This is a genomic window from Alteromonas sp. CNT1-28, assembly GCF_022348345.1.
Lineage (GTDB): Bacteria > Pseudomonadota > Gammaproteobacteria > Enterobacterales > Alteromonadaceae > Alteromonas > Alteromonas macleodii.
The window spans coordinates 1-2403 of sequence record NZ_JAKREZ010000078.1; the positions used below are offsets into that span (position 1 = coordinate 1).

Genomic DNA, 2403 nt, shown 5'->3' on the forward strand with positions numbered 1-2403 from the left:
ATGGCGCACGCACTGGCATAATCTCAATACCTTGTTCAACTATCCCGAGGACATCCGCAAGGCGATTTATACCACCAACGCCATTGAGTCGTTGAACAGCGTTATCCGCAAAGCCATCAAGAAACGGAAAATCTTCCCCAGCGATGATTCAGCAAGAAAAATGGTGTACCTAGCAATAAAAGACGCCAGTAAGAAATGGTCGATGCCGATTCAAAACTGGCGTCAGGCGATGAGTCGTTTTATTATCGAGTTCGAGGAACGCCTCGAAAAACATATTAACTAATGGCAGTTACACAGAATCTGTTACAGGCTCCGTAAACCTGATAAAGTGCGTGCAGTATCTTTTTATTCAAAGTACCTGGTCTTTTCGGACACCCACTTACTTTTTTGAAGCTATTATCGGTTCTGTCACTCTCTGATCGTTGGACTTATCTGAGTGTGTGTCCACTTCAGCAAGAAATGAATTTTGAAAAAGTGGGCTTCAACAATAAGTGTCTGTCCACTTTATAACTCACTTTCTTCGTACCATCTAAACTACTTCAAGAGATTTCTTTTTCCTTCTATTCTTATCTTACTTTTGAAGTCGCGCTTACACTGGTAGAATGCGCTCAACTTTAGAAATACATTAACAATAGAGAGTGACCATGTCGGTTGTTACACGATTTGCACCCAGCCCAACAGGCTATCTTCACGTTGGCGGCGCACGAACTGCGCTTTATTCTTGGCTTCTTGCTAAAAGCAAAGGCGGCGAGTTTGTTCTTCGTATTGAAGATACAGATATCGAGCGTTCAACTGAAGAAGCAAAGCAGGCCATTCTAGACGGAATGCAATGGTTAGGTTTAACGTGGGATACGGGTCCAATCTATCAGACTGAGCGTTTCGATAGATATAAAGAACTTATTCAGCAGCTTTTGGATGAAGGTAAAGCGTATAAATGCTTTATGAGCTCTGAAGAGTTAGATGCGATTCGTGAAGCGCAAAAAGAACGTGGTGAGAAGCCTCGTTACCCAGGTACGTGGAGAGACAGAACGGATCATCCAGAAGGTCAGCCTTTTGTTATCCGCTTCAAAAACCCTTTAGAAGGTAAAGTGGTAATTAATGATCACGTGCGTGGAAAAATCGAGATTAGCAATACTGAGCTAGACGATCTTATTATTCAGCGCTCTGACGGTACCCCTACATATAACTTCTGTGTAGTTGTTGATGATTGGGATATGGGTATTACTCACGTAGTTCGTGGTGAAGACCATATTAATAACACGCCACGTCAAATCAATATTCTTGAAGCGCTTGGTGCACCTGTTCCAGAATATGCTCACGTTTCTATGATTTTGGGTGATGACGGCAAGAAGTTATCTAAGCGTCATGGCGCTGTAAGCGTGATGCAATATCGCGATGATGGTTTCCTACCGCAAGCTGTGCTTAATTACCTTGTTAGGTTGGGGTGGTCTCACGGCGACCAAGAAATTTTCTCAGTTGATGAAATGATTGAGAAATTCAGCTTAGATGCCATTGGGCAATCTGCATCGGCATTTAACACAGAAAAGCTAATCTGGTTGAATCAACACTACATTAAGACATTACCAGCAAGTGAAGTTGCGTCACACGCCAAATGGCACTTTGAAGAGTTGAATGTTGATTTAACGACAGGCCCTGCGCTCGAATCTATTATCGCTATTCAGGCCGATAGAGTAAAAACGCTTAAAGAATTAGCTGAGATTTCTACGTACTTTTATCAAGACTATGAAGATTTTGATGCGAACGCAGCGAAAAAACACCTTCGTCCAGTCGCTCGCGGCCCATTAGAGCTTGCTAAAGATAAATTAATGGCAATTGAAGAGTGGAACCCAGAAAATATTCAGGCTGCTATAAATAGTACAGCCGAAGAATTGGAAGTGGGCATGGGGAAAGTAGGTATGCCGCTGCGTGTAGCTGTGACAGGTGGCGGTAATTCACCGTCATTAGATATCACGTTGAATCTTATCTCAAAAGAGAAAATTGGCGAGAGAATCGACAAAGCGCTTACTTTTATAGCAAACAGAGAAAATTCATAAAAAAAGCGTTGACATGACAGGGGGGGATGCCTAGAATGCGCCCCGCTGTCACGGAACAGTCACACAAAATGACTGGTACCATGATGGGGCCATAGCTCAGCTGGGAGAGCGCCTGCATGGCATGCAGGAGGTCGGCGGTTCGATCCCGCCTGGCTCCACCAAGTCACATTGAGATGTGGTTTGATATAGGCTGAAGTTGTTAACGCAGCTTCGGACTGAAAAATTCGAAAATTTAGTTTCGAGGAAAGAATTCAGTCCCCTTCGTCTAGAGGCCTAGGACACCGCCCTTTCACGGCGGTAACAGGGGTTCGAATCCCCTAGGGGACGCCATTTTATCGCGTCACAGTCG

The 2403-nt window shown here is 44.1% G+C and carries 2 protein-coding genes and 2 tRNA genes; all 4 read left to right on the plus strand.

Annotated features, from left to right (window positions below):
* On the plus strand, positions 1-283 hold a 283-nt coding region (locus MHN02_RS21295), incomplete at its 5' end, for a transposase (protein WP_239247947.1).
* 361 nt (positions 284-644) lie between these two features.
* A complete protein-coding gene (gltX, locus tag MHN02_RS21300) occupies positions 645-2054 on the plus strand; it encodes a glutamate--tRNA ligase (protein ID WP_014948924.1) in 1410 nt (469 codons plus the stop codon).
* Positions 2055-2139: 85 nt separating this feature from the next.
* Positions 2140-2215 (plus strand) — tRNA-Ala (locus MHN02_RS21305).
* Between the two features lie 93 nt (positions 2216-2308).
* Positions 2309-2384 (plus strand) — tRNA-Glu (locus tag MHN02_RS21310).
* Positions 2385-2403: the final 19 nt, after the last annotated feature.